A 23,228-nucleotide genomic window follows, 5' to 3' on the forward strand; every position below is an offset into this window, starting at 1 on the left:
GGTGCAAAAAGGACGCATCATGCGTACGTGATGTGACGGCGCGGTGACATTGTGCGCCGCTGCGCACAGCCGTCTAAGTTGTATACACGCCGTTAGCGGAACTGCTCGGGTTTGTAGAAGCCGCTGTCCACCAGGGCGGTACGCCAGTTTTTCACGTCCACCAGCAGCGGCTTGAGCAGCATGGCGGGCACGACTTTTTCACCGTTGTTATAGGTCTTCTCGTCGTTGATGGAGGGCTTCTTGCCGGACAGGATGGCGTCCACCATGGTGGCGGTGACCTGGGCCAGTTCGCGCGTGTCCTTGAATACGGTGGAGGTCTGCTCGCCCCGGATGATGGAGCGTACCGAGGGCAGCTCCGCGTCCTGCCCGGTGGTGACGGGCAGGGGCTGGCCGCCCTGGCCGTAGCCGGCCTTTTTCAGCGCCTCTATCAGGTCGATGGTGATGCCGTCGTAGGGCGAGAGGATGGCGTCCAGGTGCTGCTTGGCGTAGTTGCGCTCCAGGATGCCGACCAGGCGGGCGCGCGCCACGCTGCCGCTCCAGCGCATGGTGGACACCTTGTCCATGCCCATCTGGCCCGAGCCCACTACCAACTGGCCTTTGTCGATGAATGGTTTGAGTACCGACATGGCGCCGTTGTAGAAGAAGTGAGCGTTGTTGTCGTCGGGCGAGCCGGCGAACAGCTCGATGCGGAACGGCCCCTTGCCCGTTGCCAGGCCCAGCCGGTTGGCGATGTCGCTGCCCTGCAGCACGCCGACCTGGAAGTTGTCGAAGGTGGCGTAGTAGTCCACATGGTTGCTGCCGCGAATTAGCCGGTCGTAGGCGATGACCTTGACCTTTTTGTCGGCGGCGGTCTGCAGCACCGGGGCCAGCTTGGTGCCGTCTATGGCGCCAATCACCAGCACCGAGGCGCCTTTGGCGATCATGTCCTCGATCTGTGCGGTCTGGGCGGCCAGGTCGTCGTTGGCGTACTGCAAAATGGCGCGGTAGCCCAGCTTGTCCATAAAGCGCGTCATGGCCAGGCCTTCGATCACCCAGCGTAGCGAGGTGATGGTGGGCAGGGAGATGCCGATCACCCCCTTTTCCGCAATTTGGGAAAAGGCGCCCAAAGGTAGCAATCCGGGCAGCAATCCGCCCACCAAACCTCCTAACAGCTGTCTGCGCGCAGATTGCATGGCTACTTGTCTCCAATGTGTATTGTTGTGATTTGATCGTAGCAGACCGGCTGCTTCCCTCTTGGTACTGAAAAATGAAAAAGAACGCACCCACCAAAGCCGAAACCGGTGCGCTGCCGCCGTTCCAGGGCCTGCCGCTGGACCGCATTCTGGTGCCCCACACCGAGGCTGAATTCGCGGATGCCACGGCGCAGATCCTGGCGGCCGGTGCCGTGGGTTTTGATACCGAGGCCAAGCCCACGTTTGCGCCGGGCGAGGTCAGCAGCGGGCCGCACGTGGTGCAGTTCGCGCTGCCCACCCAGGCTTTCTTGTTCCAGTTGCATCGGCCGGAGTCGCTGCCCTGCCTGGTGCAGATACTGCAGTCACCCGCGGTGCGCAAAGTGGGCTTCGGCCTGGAACAGGACCGTGGGCAAATCCATGCCCGGCTGGGCGTGACGATGCAGGCCGTGCTGGACCTGAACAGCATCTTCCGCCAGCAGGGCTATGGCACCTCCATGGGGGTGCGCGCGGCGGTGGGCGTGGTGCTGCGCCAGCGCTTCCACAAGTCCAAGAAAACCACCACCTCCAACTGGGCCCAGCCCCAGCTCAGCCCGACGCAGATGCTGTACGCGGCCAACGATGCCTATGCGGCGCTGCGGGTGTACCAGGCGCTTTAGCCTTCCACGACCCGTACACTTCTGGTCATGAAACTCAAAATGGCCAAGAACTCTCTTTTCGCAGTCTTGCTGCGTTCGCCGTGGTGGATCAGCATGCTGCTGGTGCTGGCTTTCGGCCTGGCTTCGGCGGCCCTGCTGCCCAAGGCCTATGTGCCGTTCGGCGTGATGGGCGCGCTGCCCTTCTTCGTGATCGGCCTGATGGCCTTGCAGCGCCAATGGAATGTGCCCAGCGCTGCCCGTGTGGCCGAGCTGCTGGAGCGCGCTGGCGCCATGCCCTGGCGCGACTTTGCCGACAGCTTGGACGCGGCCTACCGCGCCCAAGGCCATATGGTGACGCGGCTAAATGTGCCGGCCGCAGATCTACAGCTGGCGAAAGACGGTAAAAACACCTTGGTGGCGGCCAAGCGCTGGAAGGCGGCAAACCACGGCGTCGAGGCGCTGCGCGATCTGGCGGCTGAGAAGGAGCGCCGTGGCGCCGATGCCTGCATCTATCTCAGCGCTGGCGATGTGAGCGACAAGGCCCGTGTATTTGCCCAGGAGCAGGGCATACAGCTGGTGTCGGGTACGGCCTTGGCGCAGTTGCTCAAGACGGCCGAGGCTTGATAACGCGTCAGGCGGGCAGGTAGCGGCCCAGCTTTTCGCCCAGCACCAGGGCAGCGTCCTGCCAGGGCAGTTGCACGCCCAGGCTGGCCAGGTCCACGGTTTGCAGTCCGGCGTAGCCACAGGGGTTGATGCGCTGGAAGGGCTCCAGGTCCATGGCCACATTCAGCGCCACGCCATGGTAGGTGCAGTGCCGGCTGACCTTGATGCCCAGCGCGGCAATTTTGCCCAGGTAGTGGGGCTGGGTTTCCAGCTCCTTGGCGGTAAAGCCGGCTTCCAGGCGCGCATGGCCAAACGGGTCTTGCAGGCGCACGTAGATGCCCGGCGCGCCCGGCACGCGCAGGCCGGTCACACCGAAGTGCGCCAGGGTTTGCACCACGGCTTCTTCGATGCGAAACACATATTCCTTGACGAAGTAGCCGGCCCGCTTGAGGTCCAGCAACGGGTAGCCGACTACCTGGCCCGGCCCGTGGTAGGTGACCTGGCCGCCACGGTTGGTTTGCACTACGGGGATGTCGCCGGGCAGCAGCAGGTGCTCGGCCTTGCCGGCCAGGCCTTGGGTGAACACCGGCGGGTGCTCACAAATCCATAGCTGGTCACGCTCATCCGGCGTGCGCTGGGTGGTGAAATCCTGCATGGCCTGGACGGTGGGCAGGTAGTCCACCATGCCGAGAAGGCGGATGTCGATCATGCAGCAGTCCCTTCGGGGAACAGCGCAGAACCGGCTTTGCCGGGCTGCTGCTGTTGCCCCCTGCAAGGGGGTGGGCGGAAAGTGCGTAGCACTGTAGCCTGGGGGTGAGCCAAAACCTACAGGACCATCTTCACCATGGGGTGGGTGCTCAGCGTGCGGTACAGCTCGTCCAGCTGTTCGCGGCTGGTGGCCGTGACGGTGACGGTGATTCCCAGGTAGTTGCCGCCCTTGCTTTCGCGCAACTCAACCGTGCTGGCGTCATAGCTGGGGTCGAACTGTTTGGCGATGCTGGTGATGGCGTGGACGAAGCCCTCGACCCGCAGGCCCATGACCTTGATAGGGAACTGGGACGGGTATTCGATCAGCGACTCTTTGCGTGGATCGGTGGGCTCGGCGGGGGTGTCGGTGGTCGGTGTGCTCATGGGGTTCAAAGGCTTTCTTTGGCGGCGGTGTATGCCGCATACAGTTTTTGGTAGACCGGCCCGGGCTGGCCGTTGCCAACCGGCCGGCCGTCCAGGCTGGTGATGGCCAGGACTTCCTTGGTGGCGCTGGATAGCAGAAGCTCGTCTGCGGCCCGCACCTCATCGCGACTGATGCGGCGCAGCGTGAAGGGAATGCCCTGGGCCTGGCAGAGTTCTGCTATCAGGCCGTAGCGTATGCCTTCCAGTACCAGATTGTCGTTGGGCGGGCCGTAGACCGCGCCGTCCTTGACCAGCCACACATTGCTGGAGGCGGCCTCGCTCAGAAAGCCGTCGCGGAACATCACGGTCTCCACCGCGCCCGCGTCCACGCCGATCTGCCGGGCAAACACCGCGCCCAGCAGGCTGGTGCTTTTGATATGGGCCTTTTCCCAGCGGAAGTCTTCGGCTGTGACGCACATCACGCCCAGGCGGCGCTGCGCTTCCGAAGGCAGGTTCATGGTGTTGGCCATGGCGAAAACCGTGGGCTGCATATCGGCCAGCATGGCATGGTCGCGCATGGCTACACCACGGCTCACCTGGATGTACACCAGTTGGTTGTTGTGTGCGGTCTTTGTGCCTTCGGCGTTGGTATGTTCTGCGCGTGCTGCTATTAATTTGGAAGCAATCGCATGCCAGGCCTCGTGCGTGTGCGGGTTGGGAATGCGCAGCTCGGCCAGGCTGCGGTCCAGCCGCGCCATGTGCTGCTCAAAGCGGAACAGGCGGCCGGAGTAGACCGGCACCACCTCGTAGACGCCATCGCCGAAGATGAAGCCGCGGTCCATAACGCTGATCTTGGCGTCGCACAGCGGTGTGTAGTTGCCGTTGAGGTAGCAGGGAAAGTCGGGCAGGGAATGCATGGAGTGGAAGGAGAAGCTAAGGGGGCTATTTTGGACTGTTCCTGCGAGCAGTTCACGCACGGGCCTCGCCAATCGTGGATACGCTAAACGCGGTGTTGGCCTGGTGCTTGTGCGAGAGGCCGGATTGATTCAGGGGCTTCAGGGTTTTGCATGCACCGAATAAGGGCACAATCTGCCCCCGGCGGGTGCGTGTAAGCGTGGCGCCAGCCGCGACGGGTACGATCTGTGTAAAGCTTGCGTAAAACAAGCCTTTTCTCACACTCCGTCAGTGTCATTTGGTCGCCAGCAGTTTCTACATATAATAGTAGGCTTTGCTAAATTGTTCAGGGTAAACCTGGGTGTCATAAAACAGGTGAACAATGACCTTTGACCAAGAAGATGGGGAGCAAGACGAGGGTTTCAAGTCCCTGACGGCAGCCGAGGCGCAAGAGTGGCGCAGGCGCAATCCGCCACTGTCGATGTGGCGGGTGCTGATGGGGCAAAGTCTGGCGGGATGTCTGGTTGCAATGGCAGCTTGGCTTCTGACGGGCAAGTCCAGCATGGGGTGGTCAGCCGCTTATGGCGCACTTTCGGTGGTGTTGCCTGCTGCGGTTTTTGCGCGCGGCGTCACGGGACGTTTGGCGCGGGCTGTACCGGGTGCTGCGATGCTGGGGTTTTTTGTGTGGGAATTGGTGAAGATCATTTTGACCGTCGCAATGTTGTTTGCGGCACCGAAATGGGTCACGGATTTAAATTGGTTGGCCCTGGTGGCCGGCTTTGTAGTGACGATGAAGGTGGTTTGGTTGGCGCTTATGTTCCGCTCCAAACGCCCACATCCGGCTCAACATAATTGATGGACTGCTAAATATGTCGACTGAACACGCTGCTACAGAAGGCCCGAAGGCCGGCGAATATATCGTTCACCATTTGCAGCATTTGCAAAGAGACTTTTCGTTCCAGAGCGTCAAGCAAAGCCATATCGTGGATTTCAGCTTGTTCAATCTGGACTCCGTGCTGTATTCGATCATTCTCGGTATCGTTGGTTGCTTCTTTTTGTGGCGCGCCTCGCGCAAGGCTACGTCCGGCGTGCCCGGTCGTTTCCAGGCGGCGGTTGAAATCCTGTCGGAGATGGTTGATACGCAGGCCAAGGGTGTGATCCATAACGCCAAAAGTCGCAAGCTGGTTGCTCCTTTGGCACTGACCGTTTTTGTCTGGATCTTCATGATGAACGGCATGGATATGCTGCCGGTCGATTTGTTGCCCAAGCTGTGGGAGCATGCCTATGTATCCGCTGGCAATGATGCACACCATGCGTTCATGCGGGTGGTGCCCACGGCCGACTTGTCGACCACCCTGGGTCTGTCAGTCAGCGTTTTGTTTGTTTGCCTGGTCTACAACATCAAGATCAAGGGCCTGGGCGGCTGGGCGCACGAATTGGTGGCAGCGCCATTCGGTGACCACTGGTTCCTGTACCCCATCAACTTGCTAATGCAAGTGATCGAGTACCTGGCAAAAACGGTTTCGCACGGCATGCGGTTGTTCGGCAACATGTTCGCTGGTGAATTGGTATTCATGTTGATCGCCTTGATGGGCGGCACGTGGGCCTGGCAGTTCAACCCCCTGGTGGGCGGGTTCTGGCTGGGTGTTGGGCATGTTATCGCTGGAGCAGCGTGGAGCATCTTCCACATTCTGGTGATCACCTTGCAAGCCTTCATCTTTATGATGCTGACGCTGATTTACGTGGGCCAGTCCCATGAGGCGCACTAAGGTTCGTTTTCGCTTTTCTTTTTCTTTTACCTGTAATTTTTAGGAGCAATCATGGAAAACATTCTGGGTCTCGTCGCTTTGGCTTGTGGTTTGATCGTTGGTCTGGGCGCGCTGGGTGCCTCCATCGGTATCGCTTTGATGGGCGGCAAGTTCCTCGAGTCTTCGGCTCGCCAACCTGAGCTGATGAACGAATTGCAAACCAAGATGTTCATTTTGGCCGGTCTGATTGACGCGGCTTTCCTGATCGGCGTGGCTATTGCCCTGCTGTTCGCTTTCGCCAAGCCTTTCGCGATTTAATTTTTGGCCGACCTTTCACGACCGAAAGGAATTAAGCCGTGAACATTAATTCAACCCTGTTCCTGCAGGCCGTTGTCTTTGCGATTCTGGTGTGGTTCACGATGAAATTCGTGTGGCCTCCCATTACCAAGGCACTGGACGAGCGGGCGCAGAAAATCTCTGACGGTCTTGCTGCCGCCGATAAAGCCAAGTCTGAACTCACCAGTGCCAATAAGCGCGTGGAAGAAGAATTGGCCAAGTCGCGCACCGAGACCGCATCGCGTCTGGCTGATGCCGACCGCCGTGCCCAGGCCATCATCGAAGAAGCCAAAGCCCGTGCGACGGAAGAAGGCAACAAGATCGTCGCCGCAGCCCGTGCCGAAGCCGAGCAGCAAACCGTGAAAGCCCGTGAAGCACTGCGTGAGCAGGTCGCCGCACTGGCCGTCAAGGGTGCCGAGCAGATTCTCCGCAAGGAAGTCAATGCCGGTGTCCATGCGGATTTGCTGAACCGACTCCAAACTGAACTCTGAGCGGCAGAACGACCATGGCTGAAATAGCAACCATTGCCCGTCCTTACGCAGAAGCGCTGTTCAAGGCAAGCGCGTCCGACTTGGCCGGTACAGCTGCATGGCTTGATGAATTGGCTGCAATTGCAGGTAATTCGCAGCTGTTGCAGTTTGCCGATAACCCCAAGGTGGAAGCCGGTCAGGTGTTTGAAGTGATTGCTGGTGTGGCCAAGTCGGTCTTGCCAGAAGCTGCCAAGAATTTTCTGCAGCTGGTCATTGAAAACGGCCGCCTGAGCGTGCTGCCCGAGATTGCTACCCAGTTCCGCGCATTGAAAAATGCGGTGGGCGGCTCTTCCGATGCAACGGTCTTCAGTGCCTTTGCGATGGATGCAGCGGCCTTGGCGGGCGTGGCTTCAGCCTTGGAAAAGCGTTTTGGACGGAAGCTCAATCTCACCGTAGCGTTAGAGCCGGAGTTGATTGGCGGAATTCGCGTCGTGGTGGGTGACGAGGTGCTGGACACTTCGATCAAAGCCCGCCTGGAACATATGAAATTGGCCCTGACCGCCTAAGGTCGGAGCCAGCGTTTTCGGCCAGAGCCCGTGGCTCCGGTTGTTTGCTAACCAAAGAAAGAGAAGGAAAGAGTCATGCAACTCAATCCCGCAGAAATTTCTGAACTGATCAAGAGCCGTATTGAAGGCTTGACGGCTCAGGCTGACATCCGCAACCAGGGCACCGTGGTGTCCGTGACCGACGGTATTTGCCGCATTCATGGTCTGTCCGACGTGATGCAAGGCGAAATGCTGGAATTCCCCGCCGGCAGCGACGGTCAACCCACCTACGGTCTGGCCTTGAATCTGGAGCGCGACTCGGTCGGTTCCGTGATCTTGGGTGAATACGAACACATTTCCGAAGGCGACGTCGTGAAGTGCACGGGTCGTATTCTGGAAGTGCCAGTCGGCCCCGAATTGCTGGGCCGTGTGGTGAACGCACTGGGCCAGCCTATCGACGGCAAGGGTCCTATCAACGCCAAGCTCACCGACGTGATCGAAAAGGTCGCACCGGGCGTGATCGCCCGTAAGTCGGTGGACCAGCCCATGCAGACCGGCCTGAAGTCGATCGACTCCATGGTGCCTGTGGGTCGTGGCCAGCGCGAACTGATCATTGGCGACCGCCAGACGGGTAAGACCGCCGTGGCTATCGACGCCATCATCAACCAAAAGGGACAGAACATGTCCTGCGTTTACGTCGCGATTGGCCAAAAAGCCTCGTCGATCAAGAACGTGGTGCGCGCTCTGGAACAAGCTGGCGCGATGGAATACACCATTGTCGTGGCGGCTTCGGCTTCTGAATCGGCTGCCATGCAGTACGTCAGCGCCTACTCCGGTTGCACCATGGGTGAATACTTCCGTGACCGCGGCCAAGACGCACTGATCGTGTACGACGACTTGTCCAAGCAAGCCGTGGCCTACCGTCAAGTGTCCTTGCTGTTGCGTCGCCCACCAGGCCGCGAAGCCTACCCTGGCGACGTGTTCTATCTGCACAGCCGCTTGCTGGAACGTGCCGCCCGCGTGAACGCCGACTACGTCGAAGCCTTCACCAAGGGTGAAGTCAAGGGCAAGACCGGTTCTTTGACGGCTCTGCCTATCATTGAAACGCAAGCCGGTGACGTGTCTGCTTTCGTTCCGACCAACGTGATTTCGATTACCGACGGCCAGATCTTCCTGGAAACCTCGTTGTTCAACGCTGGCATCCGTCCCGCGATCAACGCCGGTATCTCGGTGTCTCGCGTGGGTAGCGCAGCACAAACCAAGATCATCAAGGGCCAGTCCGGCGGTATCCGTACCGACCTGGCGCAGTACCGTGAATTGGCGGCTTTCGCCCAGTTCGCTTCTGACCTGGATGAGTCCACCCGTAAGCAATTGGACCGAGGTGCCCGCGTGACCGAGCTGCTCAAGCAAGCCCAGTACAGCCCGCTGTCCATCTCCTTGATGGGCGCCACGCTGTTCGCAGTGAACAAGGGCTTCATGGACGATATCGCGGTCAAGAAGGTGTTGGCGTTTGAGCACGGCCTGCACGGCTACCTCAAAGACAAACACGCTGCCTTGTTGTCCAAGGTTGAAGCTTCCAAGGCGTTGGACAAGGAAGCTGAGGCTGAATTGCTCGCCGCTGTGGCAGCGTTCAAAAAGACGTTCGCTTAATTCCAAACTAGGAGCCACCCATGGCATCAGGCAAGGAACTACGCAGCAAGATCAAATCGGTGGAAAACACCAAGAAGATCACCAAGGCGATGGAGATGATCTCTGTTTCCAAGATGCGTAAAGCGCAGGAGCGGATGCGCGCAGCGCGTCCGTACAGCGAGAAGATCCGTGACATCGCTGCAAACCTGGGTCAGGCGAATCCAGAGTACGTGCATACCTATATGCAAACCAACGGCGCCAAAGCCGAAGGTTTTGTGGTCATCACGACCGATAAAGGTTTGTGCGGTGGTTTGAACACCAATCTGTTTCGCGCCTTGACCATCAAGCTGCGTGACTCGCAGGCTGCGGGCAATAGTGCGCAAGCGGTGGCCATTGGTGGTAAGGGTTTGGGCTTCCTGACTCGTATTGGTGCCAAGGTGGTGTCCCATGTCACCCATCTGGGCGACAAACCGCATCTGGACAAGCTGATCGGACCGTTGAAGGTTTTGCTGGACGCCTATGAAAAGGGCGAAATCAGTGCCGTGCATCTGGTCTACAACAAGTTTGTCAGCACGATGAAGCAAGAGCCGGTGATTGAGCAGTTGCTGCCTTTGTCGGCTTCCAAGATGCTGGCGGAAACCAAGGCTGCAGGTGCGCATGCCTGGGATTACATCTACGAACCGGATGCGCAATCGGTGATTGACGACCTGTTGGTGCGTTATGTCGAGGCGCTGGCTTACCAGGCGGTCGCTGAAAACATGGCTTCGGAACATGCTGCGCGCATGGTCGCCATGAAGGCTGCTACGGATAACGCAGGTAGTGTGATTGGCGAGCTGAAACTGGTCTACAACAAGACCCGTCAGGCAGCGATCACCAAAGAGCTGTCCGAAATTGTGGCAGGTGCTGCGGCTGTTTAAACAGTCAACCGCCCCGGTTAGTCATCGGTCGATTTAAAGATTCAATTTATTGGAGCAAACATGGCTCAAGAAAATGCAGAAGTGAACGCCCGCGTTCAGGGAAAAATTGTCCAGTGTATTGGCGCCGTGGTGGACGTGGAATTCCCACGCAACCACATGCCCCGCATTTACGACGCACTGAAAATGGAAGGCTCCGCGCTGACCCTGGAAGTGCAACAGCAATTAGGTGACGGCATCGTTCGTACCATTGCGCTGGGTTCTTCCGACGGCCTGCGCCGCGGTCTGATGGTCTACAACACTGGCGCTGGCATTACGGTTCCCGTGGGCAAGGCCACCCTGGGTCGCATCATGGACGTGCTGGGCGCGCCCATCGACGAACGTGGTCCGGTCGGCCAGGAACTCACCGCCACCATCCACCGCAAGGCCCCGGCCTACGACGAACTCAGCCCCTCGCAAGAGCTGCTGGAAACCGGCATCAAGGTGATTGACTTGATCTGCCCGTTCGCCAAGGGCGGTAAGGTCGGTCTGTTCGGTGGTGCCGGTGTGGGCAAGACCGTGAACATGATGGAGTTGATCAACAACATCGCCAAGGCGCACAGCGGCTTGTCCGTGTTTGCTGGCGTGGGTGAGCGTACCCGTGAAGGGAACGACTTCTACCACGAGATGGCCGACTCCGGTGTGGTGAATCTGGAAAACCTGCCTGAGTCCAAAGTGGCCATGGTTTACGGTCAGATGAACGAACCCCCAGGTAACCGTCTGCGCGTGGCTTTGACCGGTCTGACCATTGCGGAATCCTTCCGTGACGAAGGCCGCGACGTGCTGTTCTTTGTGGACAACATCTATCGCTACACCTTGGCCGGTACCGAAGTGTCCGCACTGCTGGGCCGTATGCCTTCCGCCGTCGGCTACCAGCCTACCCTGGCCGAGGAAATGGGCCGTCTGCAAGAGCGTATTACCTCGACCAAGGTTGGTTCGATCACCTCCATCCAGGCCGTATACGTGCCGGCGGATGACTTGACCGATCCATCGCCCGCAACGACTTTCGCCCACTTGGACTCCACCGTGGTGTTGAGCCGTGACATCGCTTCGTTGGGTATCTACCCTGCGGTCGATCCACTCGACTCGACCAGCCGCCAGCTGGACCCGCTGGTCGTTGGCGAAGACCACTACAACACGGCCCGTGCTGTGCAAGGTACGCTGCAGCGCTACCGTGAACTGCGCGACATCATCGCCATCATGGGTATGGACGACTTGGCTCCTGAGGACAAGCTGGCGGTGGCCCGCGCCCGTAAGATCCAACGTTTCCTGAGCCAGCCTTTCCACGTGGCCGAAGTGTTTACCGGTTCGCCCGGCAAGTACGTGCCATTGTCGGAAACCATCCGTGGTTTCAAGATGATTGTCAGCGGCGAATGCGACCACATGCCAGAACAAGCGTTCTACATGGTGGGCACAATCGACGAAGCCATTGAAAAAGCCAAGAAGGTTTAATGTCTTGGGCGTGGGCAGTGCCGTTGTGGCTCTGCCAGCGTCTTGCCTTTTCCCTTCAACACGCTGACCCCAAAGGAAACGTATGTCGACCATTCATGTGGACGTTGTCAGTGCCGAAGCCTCCATCTTCTCCGGCGAAGCCAAGTTTGTGGCTTTGCCAGGTGAGTCTGGTGAGCTGGGCATTTACCCACGTCACACCCCGCTGATCACCCGGATCAAGCCCGGTTCGGTTCGCATCGAAAAGGCTGACGGCACAGAAGAGTTCATTTTCGTGGCCGGTGGCATCTTGGAAGTGCAGCCCAACTGCGTCACCGTGCTGTCCGATACCGCCATCCGTGGCAAGGATCTGGACGAAGAAAAAGCCAACACGGCCAAGGCCGCAGCCGAAGACGCGCTGCGCAACGCCAAGGGCGAACTGGATATTGCCAAGGCGCAATCCGAGCTCGCCATCATGGCAGCCCAGATTTCTGCTCTGCGCAAATTTCGCCAAAAGCGTTGAGCCCCAAAAGGACGACGATCTTCAAAATAGCCGCTTTCGAGCGGCTTTTTTGTGCGCGTCTACCAGGCCCGTCAGCCGCCATCGATCCTTGTTTTGTACAGGCTGCGACGATGCGCGCAGGCCGCGTAAAGCAGGGCAAAATCACAGCTTGTTCCACGCGGGTGCGTTTTATGTCCAAAGCCAAGCTGCACGCCGCCACCATGGGTGGCAGTGCTGACGATACGGAAGCTGCTTTTTACGAGGCCTTGCAAAACGGCGACATCGACAAGCTGATGGCCTGCTGGGCCGACGAAGACGATGTGGTCTGCGTGCACCCCGGCGGGCTGCGGGTGGTCGGTGTAGCGGCCGTGCGGACGACTTTCGAGGCCATGTTTGCGCAGAGCAGTATCCGCGCCACGCCTCTACAGGTGCGCAAGGTTGAATCGCTGGGCAGTGCCATGCACAACGTCGTCGAGAGTATTGACGTCATGACAGCCGACGGACCGCGCCAAGCCTTTGCCATTGCCACCAATGTTTATCACAAGACGGCCCAGGGCTGGCGCATGGTGGCCCACCATGCCAGCCCCGGCACTGGATTGGAGATGCAGGAAAGCAGTGGCGCACCCCAGGTACTGCACTGATGCGTCCCGTAACGCTTTTAGGCTTCTGCCGCACATTTCACCTGCGAGGTGTGCTATGAATTATGCAGCGCCCTGGTGGTTGCCCAGTGGCCACGCGCAGACCATTTGGCCGGCGCTGTATTCACGTCGGGTGTTTGGGCCGTCTTTGCGCTTCAGGCGCGAACGCTGGATCACTCCTGACCTGGACTTCATGGACGTCGATTTCTGCGACCCACCGGCCATGGTGGCCGATCCCGCGCTCAGCGAGGATGTGCGCCCCTTGCTGGTGTTGTTCCATGGTCTGGAAGGTTCGTCCTCCAGTCACTATTCCGAGGCTTTTGGTGACTACGCGCGAGCCCACGGCATGGGCTATGCAGTACCGCACTTTCGGGGCTGTAGCGGCGAGCTGAACCTGGCGCCTCGCGCCTACCACTCTGGCGATTACGAGGAAATAGGCTGGGTCTTGAAGCGCCTCAAGGCACGCCACCAGGGCGAGATCATTGCGGTCGGCGTGTCGCTTGGCGGTAATGCTTTGCTACGCTGGGCCGAGGAAATGGGCGAGCGCGCCGGCCGCATCGTGCGCGCGGTGGCTTCGGTCTGCGCGCCGCTGGATCTCGCGGCTGCAGGCTGGGCCATAGGCAGGGGTCTGAACCGGCAGGTGTACACCCGCATGTTTCTGCGCAGCATGAAGCCCAAGGCCCTGCAAAAGCTGGACCAGCACCCGGGCCTATTTGACCGCGAAGCGATGCTGGCGGCCCGTGACCTCTATGAGTTCGACAACGTGTTCACAGCCCCGTTGCATGGCTTCAGCAGCACGGAAGATTACTGGGCCCGCGCATCGGCCAAGCCGCACCTGGCACGCATCCAGATTCCTGCCCTGGTGGTGAACGCCATGAACGACCCTTTTGTCCCGGTATGGAGCTTGCCTCACCAGGACGCAGTGGGCGACCACGTCACCCTTTGGCAGCCAGCGCACGGCGGCCATGTCGGTTTTCCGCAAGGGCCGATTCCGGGCCATGTGCGCAGCCTGCCGGATGCCGTGGGTGGATGGTTGCTGCAGGCCAGCCAGGCCTGAGCCGGGGAGCGGTTGAAGCCATGGACGACATTGTCAGACAAGCCATCGCCAAATGGCCGAACGTGCCCGACTGCTACGGCTGGCTGGGCCTGGATGCCCGCGGCAGCTGGTACATGCGTGACGACGCGGCCCAGGCGGCGGGGCCGTTTGCGGCATCTGCTGGTGGCAATGCGCTCAGCAAAGGCAGCCGCTTGCAACATACCAAGCTGATCGACTTCATTCAACGCAACTACGAGGCCGATGCGGCCGGGCAGTGGTTTTTCCAGAATGGCCCGCAGCGTGTGTATGTGGAGCTGGAAGTGGCGCCGCTGGTATGGCGGGTGCATCCCGACTTCTCGGTCATTGCCCATACCGGCAAGGCGGCCCGTGTGCAGCGTTGCGTGCTCGACGGCGAGGGGCGTGTTTATCTGGAGACCGATATCGGTTTCGGTCTGGTGCACAGCCTGGACATGGGGTTTGCTGCTGAAGCGGTGGAGCAGGGGCTGTGGGTGCCACAGCCGTTTGAGACGCAAGAACTGCCGGCCCGTTTTGGGTATGTTCTGAGTCCTCAGGTGCTACATAAAAAATAGCTGTCAGCGCAGGTAAATCCTGCGCTGACAGCTATTTTGATAATAAGAAGGCCGGTTATACCGGCCTATCGGATGTGCCGGAATCTCGGCTTACTTCGCAGCTTCTGCTGGTTCGGATGCCGCAGCCGCAGGCTTCTGGGGAATTGGGAATTTGGCGCCGCCTGCATTCGCCATATACACCACGGCACGGGCCACTTCGGTATCTTCAAAGTCGCCGCCGCCCTGCGCGCCCATGGCGCCCTTGCCGGTCAGCGCGGAATGCAGCAGCGATTCAAAACCGGTGGCAATGCGCGGACCCCAGGCGGCGGCATCGCCGAATTTGGGAGCCCCAGCAACGCCTGCGCTGTGGCAGGTGGTGCACTGTGCCTTGAACACTTCTTCACCCGATTTGAGTTCGCGGTTGGCGTCGCGAATTTCGACCGCGCCCACCTTCTGGATGCGCTGTGCGACCGCGATGTTTTGCGATTGCTCGGTCACGCCACCCAGGGTCATGGACTCCTCGTTATTGGTACCCGCAGGTTTGGCGGCGGACACTACGAAGTACACCAGGCCAATGATGGCAAAAATAGGCACAACGAACGAGAAGAAGACCGCCACCAGCAATTGCTTGGGGTTTTTGATGGGGCCGGTGTGGGCTTCTTCGGCCGCATGATCGTGGGAATTGGCGCTCATGATGTCCTCAAAAAAATCGGGGGCTTTGTTCAACGCGCGAGTATACCCGTCACCCCTCACCCGGCCTTGTCTCGCGCGGCGTCCGGGTATCTGCGCAAGGCCTCGTACGCAGCGGCTACAATCGCCTGCGTTGCGGCTGTAGCTCAGTGGATAGAGTATTGGCCTCCGAAGCCAAGGGTCGTGGGTTCGATCCCCGCCAGCCGCACCAATGAATATTCCCCTCGCTGACGTTCTGTGTCCCTGGAACCATATCCGTTCCGCTTCGGAACGCTTATGCTTCTTTTTGGGGGCGGAACATTTATGCTTCCACTCCCAAACTTCAAGAACTTCCAATTTCAGTTATGAATGCGGCAGTTTTTTGCCGAAAAGCGCGTTCCTGACGCAGATTCATCCAAAAGCGATTTTCAAAGCGGAACGCTTATGGTTACGTGCGGCACAGATATGCTTCCATCACGGATTTGCGAAAGATGCTTCACATCAATCTCCAAGTCCTCTTGATGTTGATGCCGACAGCAGAATGACCAGTACCGCCATTAATTTCATAACCACGCCGAGTCTTTGCGGAACGAAGTTGGATGCCCTCTTAAGGCAGATACGACTGATCAGTTTGGCGTTGGCATAAGTGCGCTCAACTGATCACTTCAAGCTCAGCAATAACACCCAAGGCTTTGTTGGAAGGCATGGAGGGCTGCAAGGGGGGCGATACTGCGCGTTCAGTTTTTTGTAGCGAGTGACAGCATTCGCTGCGAAGCCGTCCCCGCCGACGACTGCTTCAGGTGGCGGATTCAGGCTGACTGCAGTCGCTCGGCGTTGCGGCGCTGACTGTCAGCTATTTTCGAAACCTGACATTGAACCTCTTGGAACGCGTCTGCCCGCTTCACGTCGTGAGTTAACCCTCTGAGGGCGACTGCGAAGGGGCCGACAGAGGCGCGCGAACGCATATTTGAAGCGGACATGGGTGCCGCGGCGGCGAGGTCCAGATGTCGCCACGTTAGCGGTGGCGAGCCAGCAGAGGGGATCCGCTGCGTAGTCGATGCGTCCGAGGTAGGCCCGCGCGCACGTCTAGCATGTGTGACGGGGGCGGCTCGGCCAGCTCTTCTGCACTGCCCGTGACGTCGATGCATCAGGTGTAACTTCCGACGCCGAGCCTCCAGCCATCGACACTAAGCCATCCCTAGCTCGAAACGCGTCCAGCGGACTTTCCCGTTTGGCGCGGGCTAGCTCGGCGCTTCTTTGGTCCAGGGAGCACCGGGGTGGCAGGAGTCAAGGCCGCCGGGGACACATGACACGCTATCAAGGCATGTAGAAGCTTGATAGCCGTCGCTGGAGCTGGCCGCTGATGCAGTGTGTCAAACTTCACATGAGGCGACGCCAAGCCAGATGGCGAGACCACAACGTTTCCGCTGATGTCTTTGACACAGCTGAGCCGCGTGCAGTATTCACCAGCTCCGCCAGTTGAGATGTACTGATCCAGTGCGCTCGCTTCAATGTTGAGGTCATTCGGGCAAAAACCGCACATTACGCCGAATTCATGTCCTTCCGCGTACTTCCCCTCAAGGAAGCGATTCATCCCATCGAAGCAGTAGCGCCATCTGCTGTTGGGAGTGCCATCAAGCTTCTTGAACTCCATCACGAGATGCGGTGTTCCCGGCGCGCCGAGAATTACTCTGATATCGGCGCGTGCAACTCGCCGTGTGCTGCCATCAGGCTGCCTTCGGATCTCCCACGTCTCGGGTTGGAAGTCGCAATCCATTCCGTGACGCTGCCGGCGTGCGCTGTCTTCCAGCGCCTCGCACAAGTTGTCAGTGAGTTCGGTCTCGTCGTGATCGAACGTCACGGCAGATGCATGCATCCCCTGAAGCTCTCCCCAGGTGTCGAAGACGTATTGCATGACGTCACCGATTCGGGGGCCGGGGAAGACATTGAACCAGTTCAACGACAGCGTCGAATTCATTTATTGCTCTGCGCTGCCCATGCCGCGGAATGAATGGTCTGGACAATGTGGTCTGCATCGGCCAATGCAGACCGCTCGAGCCAAAACCGACGGCGCATCGGCTTCACGAAAAAGAACGCATCTCCCGCTACCACCATGAGGTTTGGAATCTTGAAAAGATCTTCCGCATCGGAGCTGTTCGCCTGTTCTTGAAGACTCGCCTGCAGCTCACGAAGCAAATGGCGAAACGCAGAGTCTGAAGACGATAGGTTAACTCGATCCTCATTCTTCGAGCTCAGCTTAACTTGCACCGCGCCGAAGAATCCATCCTTATTCTCAACAACAGCCGTCACATCCAGCGCGCCCACGCCGCCGTTGCGTGTGCGCCATCGCGAAAGCTCCGCCGCCAGAGCATTTGCGTAGAGCTTCACCTCGTCGCTAGAAGGTCGATGGAGCAACGGGGTTGCAAGACGCAGGTAATCAGGCGGCTGAATTGACTTTGCGACCACATCGACAGTTCCCTGCACTAGCAATCGCTCTGCTTCACTTAGCTCAAAATAGTCATAGACTTGGTCGTAGAGCTTCGCGGTTAGAGCTGTGTACCTAGCGGTAGTCGACGCCTTCTGAATTTCTATCATAAGCTGGGTGACTTCAGAGACAACTCTTTCAGCCACCGAGCTATTGGGGTGCCGCTCCGGCGAGCAAAAAGGAAATGATTCGATGTCATCCAGGGCCACTCTGGGTCGCTCACCAATGACCGAATAGCCCGTCATGACCATGAGATATGAAGCCAAGGGTGATCTAAGGTAGGCCGCCAAAAGCTTCAGCAACGGCCCGTCACTCGCCGAACCGCCAATAGCGCCAATGGAGGATGTAAAGGCGAATGGCTCGTCCGAGAACGACGCCTTGATCTGAAGGCCTTCTGTCAACCCGTCCGGAAAGAGGACTCGCGGCCCCGCATACAGCACAGCATTGCGCCCGCCTGGGCTGGCAACAATCGGATAGTGGTCTCGTACGCGCAAGAAGTTCGTTCCAGCGGCGATGAAGGGATCGCTTTCAGGCAGCGCATCAGCCGGCAAGAATGCAAGATTTTCAAGGGCGCCAAGTTTTTGATCTTTGTTGCTGTTGTTAGGCGCATGGAAGCCCTTGCCCGATAGCCATGGCTGTGAACGTGATTCCATAGTTTTGGCAACGGTGCCGAATCGATGCAGCCGCTTTAAGAAATCCAGATCGCGACGCTCGCCCCAATAGGAGGAGATCAGCAGGTGAGGCCGCTCGTAGATGTCGCGTGCGCGCAAGAGCTTACGATCCACCGCGTGAAGAGCCAAGCGACCAAGAGCGAGGCTGACGTCAGCTTTGGGCGTCCAGTATTCAACGGTCTCACGCGCGAGTGAGATAGTCTCTTCGGACGGCGGTCTCGGCCGCGCGCGAACGACTGCGCATGGATGTTTTGCTGCAGGGAACAGCAGTCGACGAACATCACCAAAGTTGATGATGCGATCGATGTGCGCCTCTTCCAGCCAGCGTTGCCGAAATCCGCAAGACTGGCTTGTAGCGCCTATGACTAGGTTGAGTGGAAGAATCAGTGCGACAACACCAGTTGAGTGAACGCATTGCATCCCCCTATAGACAAAGCCAGCGGCTATTTGTCTTCTTCCGATCGGGTATGCCGGCTCTTGATTTCGGCACCACTCCTCCCACGTCGGTCTCTCATCGTCATCTGATTCCCGCCAGGGTGGATTGCACAAGAACACGTCGAAACGGCGCTTACCGGCAAACGGATTGGCAGAGGAAAAGAAGTCGCCGTACTCGGCGCCCTTCTGGATGCTAAGACCCTTGCCTACAAGCTTCGGTAACTTGATCTTTTCGTCCGACTGCAGCTGCAAGATTTCAGAGGGCTCTAGTCCTTCAAGCAACGACAGATATAAGCTAAATGCTGTTATCCAGCAAGCCGTTTCGTCAAGGTCATTGCCGAAGATCGACTTCTGCATCATGGTCACGCGCTCGGCAAAGCCGAGGCGTCGACCGCTGGTCGTTTCAATGTGTCGCAGCATTCGGCGGAAGGCAGTCGTGAGCAGAATGCCCGAACCACATGCGCCGTCATAGACTGAACAATTCGAGAGATCAATCACGCACTGAAACGCTTGCTCTGTGACCAAGTTTGCAAGGTGTCGCGGCGTGTAGTACGCGCCGAGCTTGCCCTGCCGATCTTTAAGCAGCGTTTCATAGATGCCCGAGATCAGCTCTACCGGAATATGACTGAAGTCATACCTCCAAAACGATCCTTGACCGGTCTCGATGTCCACGGCGTCAAGGAACTGATTAATCGCTAGGAACGCTTCTGGAGACAAATCTGTCCAGGTAGGAACTCCCCCGTCACGTGAGCTAAGGAAGTCTCCGTTGAAGTCACTGCTCAGCTGCTTTAGCAAGCGGTCAACACCGGAGCCATCACATCGGACGACGTAGTTTTCCAAGACATCGAGGCCATGTCGCTCTCGATATGCGTGACCAACGACTCCCCGCTGCTCCAAGTAGCACAGGAAAATCACCTGCGCCATCAGAGCCTCGGCTTGACTGTTGGAAAGGCCTCGCTTGGTCAAAAGCTTGACCACTTCACGCAGGTTGGCCAATAGCCGCCGGTCTACACGCTCGTCTGGAACAAACCAATCCGACAGGCGATCCTTGATGAAGCCAGATTGCACCTCGTAGGCCGACCACCGACCGCGTTCGCTCGCAGCCTTTTTGAGCAGAAAATCCGGCTCAGCCGTCCGATCATTTACTGCATATGCAGTGACCTGATCCGAGTCCAAGACCAGCACGACTGACGCGAGGCTTTGATTCCACACTCGTTGTCGAATCTGCTCCAAACGCTGTTCTGGATTGCCGGCGAGCGTATGCGCCTCAACAAAACATACGGTCGGTTGTTCTTCAACGCAGAACACGGCCGACGCTCTGATGCTTCCACCAGGTGCAAGCATCTCCTCAATCTCTGAGGCGTAGGTTCGCGTGCCAGCATCCTGCCCTACCTTTAATAGTCCTTCGGGAAAATCTGTGTATGCAAGCTTTTTGAGCCAATCATCGAGCGCGTAGGTCATAGCACACGCGTGGCCGGAAAAAAGGTCCGCTGAATAGGGAAAGGCATCATGTCAAATTCATCGGATAGCACGGTCAGGTGAGAGTCCAGACAGAGGACGTTCGCGTCGTCATTGAAAGCGCGTGCGCGCGTCCCGGGGCTGCACGGCAGCGAGTCGGGCTGAATGAGACATCGACGACTTGTCCACTCGCTGAGTTGACTGGATGTCAGCCCGGTGAGTCGCTGTACTTCCTTTGCTGTGATAAGCCTTGGTGCGGGCAAGACGGAGGCTCCCTGCTGAGAGCGGGCAGTATACCTGCGTCGATAGGGCTCGACCACAGCCCTGCGAGACGAGAGGTTCATGTCCCGAGCTCTAAACACCTCGCACGGCTGACCTTCGTACGTTTCGCGATGATTAGTGCCAGCGGCAGCTTGAGGGCGGTCAGCGTAAGTTCGGCCCAAGAGCGCGAAAGACAGCAACCGCTGCTTTGCAGCCTACCCGACTGGCAGCAACAGGTCGTGGGCCGCCGGTCAGTCGCCAACCCTGTAAGAGCGGTTCCCGCCTGAAGTAGCTTCGCTCTCGGATGTTGACGAGTCGAGTCACGCCAAGGCGTTGGAGGCATGCCAAGAACAGTCGTACAACGCCTCCTCACAAAGCGAGCGACGGTGGTCACTCACGGACTCATACGCAGCTCAAAGAGCATTACATCCACCTTTGTAGGGATGGCTAAATGCGCCAACACCACTAGCATGCAACTTCCATATGCGTGGTCTTGATGCGGGTGCATCGGGTGCTCTGCATGTGGGAACAACATGCAGGGCACTACTTGTGTGCCGCTGGAAGCCTTGCAGACGGCAACGTCTGGGGATGAAACACATGGGTGCCACTATGCGCAAATTCTTCATTCTGGCAATCCAATGGATCTTCGTGCTGTTTCTGCCGCTGGCAGTGCAAGCGCAGACGCCGGGCACCATGACCGTCGCCTTGGCCCAGCTGCAATCGTCAGATGTCGGCAACTTCGACAAAATGCTGAATCTGGCGCAACAGGCCAAAGCGCAAGGTGCTCAGCTAGTGGTCTTTCCCGAATCCTCGGTGTTCGGCTGGTTGAATCCAGCCGTGTTTACCCAGGCGGCACCTATCCCAGGGGTTTACAGCGACCGTTTCGTAGCCATCGCTAAGCAGACCAACCTATGGCTGGCTGTCGGATTGGAAGAGCAAGGTCCCAAGGCAGGCCCAGGCTCGCTCCCCAATGCCTACCAAGCCTACGATTCCGCCATCCTGATCAGCCCACAAGGCCAAATCGTATTGCACCACCGCAAGTTCAACGTTCTGAAGAATGCCTTTGACCCGGCTGCCTGCAAAAGCATCTTGAACCAGGACCAGTGCGCATACACGCCAGGCGAATTGGCTGACATCGCAGTAGTAAATACGCCATTCGGTAAAACCTCGGTCCTGGTGTGCGCTGACGCCTACACCTATGCCCCTGCAGAGGCCCTGGCGGCGCTCAAAGTACTACAGCCCGACTTTGTGATCGTGCCCTGGGGCATCACCGCAGGTGAGCAAAGCCAGTGCGGCACCGACGGCTTCAACGCAACAGGTTATGCCGCACAAGCGGCGAGTTACCTAGGTAGTGCATTTGTCGTCGGCGCAAACGGCGTGGGGCCGCGCGACTATGGCAAATATCTGCCGTCGACGTACTGCGGTGACAGCGGCTACGCCACGCCCGCAGGCCAAAGCACGCAAGCACCCAATCCGGATGCGGAGCTCGCGGTGTTTCAGATCAGCAGCCGTTTTGACGCACAAGCCGGCCCCATCTGGACCAATGCTGACGCACAGACCAAGTGCCCAGCTACCTGTAGCAGCCACGCGGCTCAATGGAACGGTCAGTGGACTACAACCGTATGGGGCCAGATGTCGGTGTGTGGTTGCTACAAGAACATGAGCGTGAGCCAAAACTGAATCGAGTCCCGCAAGGCGCCATTGTGTACTCGCTCCTGCCCCACTTCAGAAATCAGCTTTCTTCGGACTGCTCGATACGGCGCATCTCGGCAACGATTGCTACAAGCTGGTCAGCCACCTGCATCGCACGCTTTTGCAATTCCGATAGTGAGATAGTTCCACTGGAAGCACCACCATATTCGACATCGGCGAAATAGGCGAAGCCATTAGGTACTGCAGCAGCAACTTCTCGAATTGCTTCCTCGATGGAGGAATAGACCTCAGGCAGGTTGACCTCGTTGCCTCCCCGTAGGGCCACAGTGCGGTAAAGGCCTGTGTCAATCTGGTCGATTTGAAGAGTTAGAACCATGGCTTGTAACTTCGCATGACCGAAGTCGATCGACGACAGCGCCACGGCGCCCACGCTACGCAGCAGCAGCAATTCAACGCTCTCGTCGTCGGGCTGCCCTGGCAACGGCTGCCGCAATCGCAGGTAATCACATGCGTGTAGTCGTTGCACTGGCAACGCCCTACCCTATTTAGATCTCCAGCGTATTAGGGGCAATCTTGACAAGCGAGCATGCAAAGTACGCCATCAAATGGATTGTCTACTGTAACGACAATCTTCTGACATTTATTAATACAATTTCGGCAGGCTGTTGTTATCCGCTCCCCAGGAGGAGTTTCGGGGTCAGATACAGGGCCGATTCGCTTGTACAGTTTACGAAGGGACGCTTCTAACACGGCCGCGTAGCTTGCGAATAGAGCACCTTCCGGTGTCGAGGCCTCCGCGAGCGTAATTGCAACCTTGGTGATTTTTTCGGTTTTCTGCTCAGGCGAGGATCGCTCCTCGACTGATTTAATCAGATGTGCAGGAACGGTCATCCACATCTTAGTATCTAAGTCAGATGCAAAGCTAATGTCATGCCCATGTTTGTGCGACCCTTTGATGACGCCGAATAGTATGGTTGGCATGGCTACCTCCTGAAATAGTGCAGAGTGGTTATTGACGTTCAGTTACACGCCAATGAAAGCTTGGCATGACATTCGCGAACGAATTATTGTCGTATGCCCTCGACCACCTGATACTCGAGCCCGACATCGGCAGCGGGAAGAATAGCGCGGTAACTGCCTAATATGGTGTACGCGTATGCTTCAAACCCTGCAACATATTCTGAATGCTGCGGCTCGATCTGACCATAAGACGCATCCCCAAAATGGATGACATATTGAATGCCTGCTTTAAGAGCGGCTAACAAAAGCGTGTCATCGTCAAATGCACATCGTGCGTTTGACGCGGGATGGGAAAGAACAGAAACAAA

26 protein-coding genes and 1 tRNA gene are annotated in these 23,228 nt (G+C 58.2%); 17 read left to right on the top strand and 10 right to left on the bottom strand.

Features of this window, described 5'->3' with window-relative positions; all coding sequences use genetic code 11:
- Nucleotides 1-92 precede the first annotated feature (92 nt).
- The gene (chvE, locus tag AC07O2_RS11125) at nucleotides 93-1,172 is read right to left on the bottom strand and encodes a multiple monosaccharide ABC transporter substrate-binding protein (protein ID WP_495075792.1); all 1,080 of its coding nucleotides are present in this window, start codon (nucleotides 1,170-1,172) and stop codon (nucleotides 93-95) included.
- Between the two features lie 74 nt (nucleotides 1,173-1,246).
- Here chvE and AC07O2_RS11130 point away from each other — a divergent pair, with 74 nt between their 5' ends.
- Together AC07O2_RS11130 and AC07O2_RS11135 are read left to right on the top strand one after the other, a co-directional pair.
- Complete coding sequence (locus AC07O2_RS11130) at nucleotides 1,247-1,828, top strand: 3'-5' exonuclease (RefSeq protein WP_495075793.1); 582 nt, start codon at nucleotides 1,247-1,249, stop codon at nucleotides 1,826-1,828.
- Between the two features lie 27 nt (nucleotides 1,829-1,855).
- The gene (locus tag AC07O2_RS11135; RefSeq protein ID WP_495075794.1) at nucleotides 1,856-2,431 is read left to right on the top strand and encodes a restriction endonuclease; all 576 of its coding nucleotides are present in this window, start codon (nucleotides 1,856-1,858) and stop codon (nucleotides 2,429-2,431) included.
- A 7-nt stretch (nucleotides 2,432-2,438) separates the two neighbouring features.
- Here AC07O2_RS11135 and lipB read toward each other — a convergent pair whose 3' ends face one another.
- From lipB to AC07O2_RS11150, 3 genes are all read right to left on the bottom strand, one after another.
- Nucleotides 2,439-3,119 carry a lipoyl(octanoyl) transferase LipB gene (gene lipB, locus AC07O2_RS11140; protein ID WP_495075795.1) on the bottom strand — a complete coding sequence of 227 codons (681 nt, stop codon included), beginning with the start codon at nucleotides 3,117-3,119 and terminating at the stop codon, nucleotides 2,439-2,441.
- Nucleotides 3,120-3,235: 116 nt separating this feature from the next.
- Entirely contained in the window at nucleotides 3,236-3,541 is a 306-nt protein-coding gene (locus AC07O2_RS11145) for an HP0495 family protein (protein WP_495075796.1), read from the bottom strand.
- A gap of 5 nt (nucleotides 3,542-3,546) precedes the next feature.
- Entirely contained in the window at nucleotides 3,547-4,437 is an 891-nt protein-coding gene (locus tag AC07O2_RS11150; protein WP_495075797.1) for a D-amino acid aminotransferase, read from the bottom strand.
- 359 nt (nucleotides 4,438-4,796) lie between these two features.
- Between AC07O2_RS11150 and AC07O2_RS11155 the strand changes: the two genes are divergently transcribed.
- The 12 genes from AC07O2_RS11155 to AC07O2_RS11210 all read left to right on the top strand — a co-directional run bounded on the left by AC07O2_RS11155 (nucleotide 4,797) and on the right by AC07O2_RS11210 (nucleotide 14,289).
- Nucleotides 4,797-5,270 carry an ATP synthase subunit I gene (locus tag AC07O2_RS11155; RefSeq protein ID WP_495075798.1) on the top strand — a complete coding sequence of 158 codons (474 nt, stop codon included), beginning with the start codon at nucleotides 4,797-4,799 and terminating at the stop codon, nucleotides 5,268-5,270.
- A 13-nt stretch (nucleotides 5,271-5,283) separates the two neighbouring features.
- Nucleotides 5,284-6,183 (top strand): F0F1 ATP synthase subunit A, encoded by a 900-nt coding sequence (gene atpB / locus AC07O2_RS11160; RefSeq protein ID WP_495075799.1) that lies wholly within the window; start codon nucleotides 5,284-5,286, stop codon nucleotides 6,181-6,183.
- A gap of 51 nt (nucleotides 6,184-6,234) precedes the next feature.
- Nucleotides 6,235-6,480, top strand: a complete 246-nt coding sequence (gene atpE / locus AC07O2_RS11165) for a F0F1 ATP synthase subunit C (protein WP_058721792.1) — start codon at nucleotides 6,235-6,237, stop codon at nucleotides 6,478-6,480.
- A gap of 38 nt (nucleotides 6,481-6,518) precedes the next feature.
- Entirely contained in the window at nucleotides 6,519-6,989 is a 471-nt protein-coding gene (locus tag AC07O2_RS11170) for a F0F1 ATP synthase subunit B (protein ID WP_495075800.1), read from the top strand.
- A 14-nt stretch (nucleotides 6,990-7,003) separates the two neighbouring features.
- The gene (locus tag AC07O2_RS11175) at nucleotides 7,004-7,534 is read left to right on the top strand and encodes a F0F1 ATP synthase subunit delta (RefSeq protein ID WP_495075801.1); all 531 of its coding nucleotides are present in this window, start codon (nucleotides 7,004-7,006) and stop codon (nucleotides 7,532-7,534) included.
- A gap of 75 nt (nucleotides 7,535-7,609) precedes the next feature.
- Nucleotides 7,610-9,163, top strand: coding sequence for a F0F1 ATP synthase subunit alpha (gene atpA / locus AC07O2_RS11180; RefSeq protein ID WP_495075802.1), 1,554 nt, complete (start codon nucleotides 7,610-7,612; stop codon nucleotides 9,161-9,163).
- 20 nt (nucleotides 9,164-9,183) lie between these two features.
- Nucleotides 9,184-10,059, top strand: coding sequence for a F0F1 ATP synthase subunit gamma (atpG, locus tag AC07O2_RS11185; RefSeq protein WP_495075803.1), 876 nt, complete (start codon nucleotides 9,184-9,186; stop codon nucleotides 10,057-10,059).
- Between the two features lie 60 nt (nucleotides 10,060-10,119).
- Nucleotides 10,120-11,547 carry a F0F1 ATP synthase subunit beta gene (atpD, locus tag AC07O2_RS11190; RefSeq protein WP_495075804.1) on the top strand — a complete coding sequence of 476 codons (1,428 nt, stop codon included), beginning with the start codon at nucleotides 10,120-10,122 and terminating at the stop codon, nucleotides 11,545-11,547.
- Nucleotides 11,548-11,629: 82 nt separating this feature from the next.
- Nucleotides 11,630-12,046, top strand: coding sequence for a F0F1 ATP synthase subunit epsilon (locus AC07O2_RS11195; protein ID WP_495075805.1), 417 nt, complete (start codon nucleotides 11,630-11,632; stop codon nucleotides 12,044-12,046).
- A 170-nt stretch (nucleotides 12,047-12,216) separates the two neighbouring features.
- Nucleotides 12,217-12,666, top strand: coding sequence for a YybH family protein (locus tag AC07O2_RS11200; RefSeq protein WP_495075806.1), 450 nt, complete (start codon nucleotides 12,217-12,219; stop codon nucleotides 12,664-12,666).
- 55 nt (nucleotides 12,667-12,721) lie between these two features.
- On the top strand, nucleotides 12,722-13,720 hold the full coding sequence (locus AC07O2_RS11205) for a YheT family hydrolase (RefSeq protein ID WP_495075807.1): 999 nt from the start codon (nucleotides 12,722-12,724) through the stop codon (nucleotides 13,718-13,720).
- 20 nt (nucleotides 13,721-13,740) lie between these two features.
- A complete protein-coding gene (locus AC07O2_RS11210) occupies nucleotides 13,741-14,289 on the top strand; it encodes a DUF2946 family protein (RefSeq protein WP_495075808.1) in 549 nt (182 codons plus the stop codon).
- Nucleotides 14,290-14,379: 90 nt separating this feature from the next.
- Here the strand turns inward: AC07O2_RS11210 and AC07O2_RS11215 are convergent, their stop codons facing one another.
- Entirely contained in the window at nucleotides 14,380-14,961 is a 582-nt protein-coding gene (locus tag AC07O2_RS11215) for a c-type cytochrome (protein ID WP_495075809.1), read from the bottom strand.
- Between the two features lie 132 nt (nucleotides 14,962-15,093).
- Here AC07O2_RS11215 and AC07O2_RS11220 point away from each other — a divergent pair.
- Both AC07O2_RS11220 and AC07O2_RS11225 read left to right on the top strand, forming a co-directional pair.
- A tRNA-Arg gene (locus tag AC07O2_RS11220) sits at nucleotides 15,094-15,169 on the top strand.
- A complete protein-coding gene (locus AC07O2_RS11225; protein ID WP_495075810.1) occupies nucleotides 15,170-15,583 on the top strand; it encodes a hypothetical protein in 414 nt (137 codons plus the stop codon).
- A 552-nt stretch (nucleotides 15,584-16,135) separates the two neighbouring features.
- On the opposite strand, the gene AC07O2_RS11230 is transcribed toward AC07O2_RS11225, so the two are convergent.
- A complete protein-coding gene (locus AC07O2_RS11230) occupies nucleotides 16,136-16,915 on the bottom strand; it encodes a hypothetical protein (RefSeq protein ID WP_495075811.1) in 780 nt (259 codons plus the stop codon).
- Nucleotides 16,912-19,989 carry an HsdM family class I SAM-dependent methyltransferase gene (locus AC07O2_RS11235; RefSeq protein ID WP_495075812.1) on the bottom strand — a complete coding sequence of 1,026 codons (3,078 nt, stop codon included), beginning with the start codon at nucleotides 19,987-19,989 and terminating at the stop codon, nucleotides 16,912-16,914. Before AC07O2_RS11235 ends, AC07O2_RS11230 begins: the two co-directional genes overlap by 4 nt.
- 855 nt (nucleotides 19,990-20,844) lie before the next feature.
- Here AC07O2_RS11235 and AC07O2_RS11240 point away from each other — a divergent pair.
- Entirely contained in the window at nucleotides 20,845-21,927 is a 1,083-nt protein-coding gene (locus tag AC07O2_RS11240; RefSeq protein ID WP_495075813.1) for a nitrilase-related carbon-nitrogen hydrolase, read from the top strand.
- Between the two features lie 52 nt (nucleotides 21,928-21,979).
- Here AC07O2_RS11240 and AC07O2_RS11245 read toward each other — a convergent pair whose 3' ends face one another.
- The 3 genes from AC07O2_RS11245 to AC07O2_RS11255 form a co-directional block, all read right to left on the bottom strand.
- Nucleotides 21,980-22,426, bottom strand: coding sequence for a hypothetical protein (locus tag AC07O2_RS11245; RefSeq protein WP_495075814.1), 447 nt, complete (start codon nucleotides 22,424-22,426; stop codon nucleotides 21,980-21,982).
- 35 nt (nucleotides 22,427-22,461) lie between these two features.
- A complete protein-coding gene (locus tag AC07O2_RS11250) occupies nucleotides 22,462-22,881 on the bottom strand; it encodes a hypothetical protein (RefSeq protein ID WP_495075815.1) in 420 nt (139 codons plus the stop codon).
- A gap of 83 nt (nucleotides 22,882-22,964) precedes the next feature.
- The coding region (locus AC07O2_RS11255; protein ID WP_495075816.1) for a hypothetical protein at nucleotides 22,965-23,228 on the bottom strand (264 nt) is incomplete at its 5' end.

It is taken from the genome of Rhodoferax sp. GW821-FHT10B06, from assembly GCF_059415605.1.

Coding starts and splice junctions, on each gene's coding strand:
- chvE (WP_495075792.1), bottom strand. CDS start 1,172: ATGCAATCTGCGCGCAGACAGCTGTTAGGAGGTTTGGTGGGCGGATTG.
- AC07O2_RS11130 (WP_495075793.1), top strand. CDS start 1,247: ATGAAAAAGAACGCACCCACCAAAGCCGAAACCGGTGCGCTGCCGCCG.
- AC07O2_RS11135 (WP_495075794.1), top strand. CDS start 1,856: ATGAAACTCAAAATGGCCAAGAACTCTCTTTTCGCAGTCTTGCTGCGT.
- lipB (WP_495075795.1), bottom strand. CDS start 3,119: ATGATCGACATCCGCCTTCTCGGCATGGTGGACTACCTGCCCACCGTC.
- AC07O2_RS11145 (WP_495075796.1), bottom strand. CDS start 3,541: ATGAGCACACCGACCACCGACACCCCCGCCGAGCCCACCGATCCACGC.
- AC07O2_RS11150 (WP_495075797.1), bottom strand. CDS start 4,437: ATGCATTCCCTGCCCGACTTTCCCTGCTACCTCAACGGCAACTACACA.
- AC07O2_RS11155 (WP_495075798.1), top strand. CDS start 4,797: ATGACCTTTGACCAAGAAGATGGGGAGCAAGACGAGGGTTTCAAGTCC.
- atpB (WP_495075799.1), top strand. CDS start 5,284: ATGTCGACTGAACACGCTGCTACAGAAGGCCCGAAGGCCGGCGAATAT.
- atpE (WP_058721792.1), top strand. CDS start 6,235: ATGGAAAACATTCTGGGTCTCGTCGCTTTGGCTTGTGGTTTGATCGTT.
- AC07O2_RS11175 (WP_495075801.1), top strand. CDS start 7,004: ATGGCTGAAATAGCAACCATTGCCCGTCCTTACGCAGAAGCGCTGTTC.
- atpA (WP_495075802.1), top strand. CDS start 7,610: ATGCAACTCAATCCCGCAGAAATTTCTGAACTGATCAAGAGCCGTATT.
- atpG (WP_495075803.1), top strand. CDS start 9,184: ATGGCATCAGGCAAGGAACTACGCAGCAAGATCAAATCGGTGGAAAAC.
- atpD (WP_495075804.1), top strand. CDS start 10,120: ATGGCTCAAGAAAATGCAGAAGTGAACGCCCGCGTTCAGGGAAAAATT.
- AC07O2_RS11195 (WP_495075805.1), top strand. CDS start 11,630: ATGTCGACCATTCATGTGGACGTTGTCAGTGCCGAAGCCTCCATCTTC.
- AC07O2_RS11200 (WP_495075806.1), top strand. CDS start 12,217: ATGTCCAAAGCCAAGCTGCACGCCGCCACCATGGGTGGCAGTGCTGAC.
- AC07O2_RS11205 (WP_495075807.1), top strand. CDS start 12,722: ATGAATTATGCAGCGCCCTGGTGGTTGCCCAGTGGCCACGCGCAGACC.
- AC07O2_RS11210 (WP_495075808.1), top strand. CDS start 13,741: ATGGACGACATTGTCAGACAAGCCATCGCCAAATGGCCGAACGTGCCC.
- AC07O2_RS11215 (WP_495075809.1), bottom strand. CDS start 14,961: ATGAGCGCCAATTCCCACGATCATGCGGCCGAAGAAGCCCACACCGGC.
- AC07O2_RS11225 (WP_495075810.1), top strand. CDS start 15,170: ATGAATATTCCCCTCGCTGACGTTCTGTGTCCCTGGAACCATATCCGT.
- AC07O2_RS11230 (WP_495075811.1), bottom strand. CDS start 16,915: ATGAATTCGACGCTGTCGTTGAACTGGTTCAATGTCTTCCCCGGCCCC.
- AC07O2_RS11235 (WP_495075812.1), bottom strand. CDS start 19,989: ATGACCTACGCGCTCGATGATTGGCTCAAAAAGCTTGCATACACAGAT.
- AC07O2_RS11240 (WP_495075813.1), top strand. CDS start 20,845: ATGGGTGCCACTATGCGCAAATTCTTCATTCTGGCAATCCAATGGATC.
- AC07O2_RS11250 (WP_495075815.1), bottom strand. CDS start 22,881: ATGCCAACCATACTATTCGGCGTCATCAAAGGGTCGCACAAACATGGG.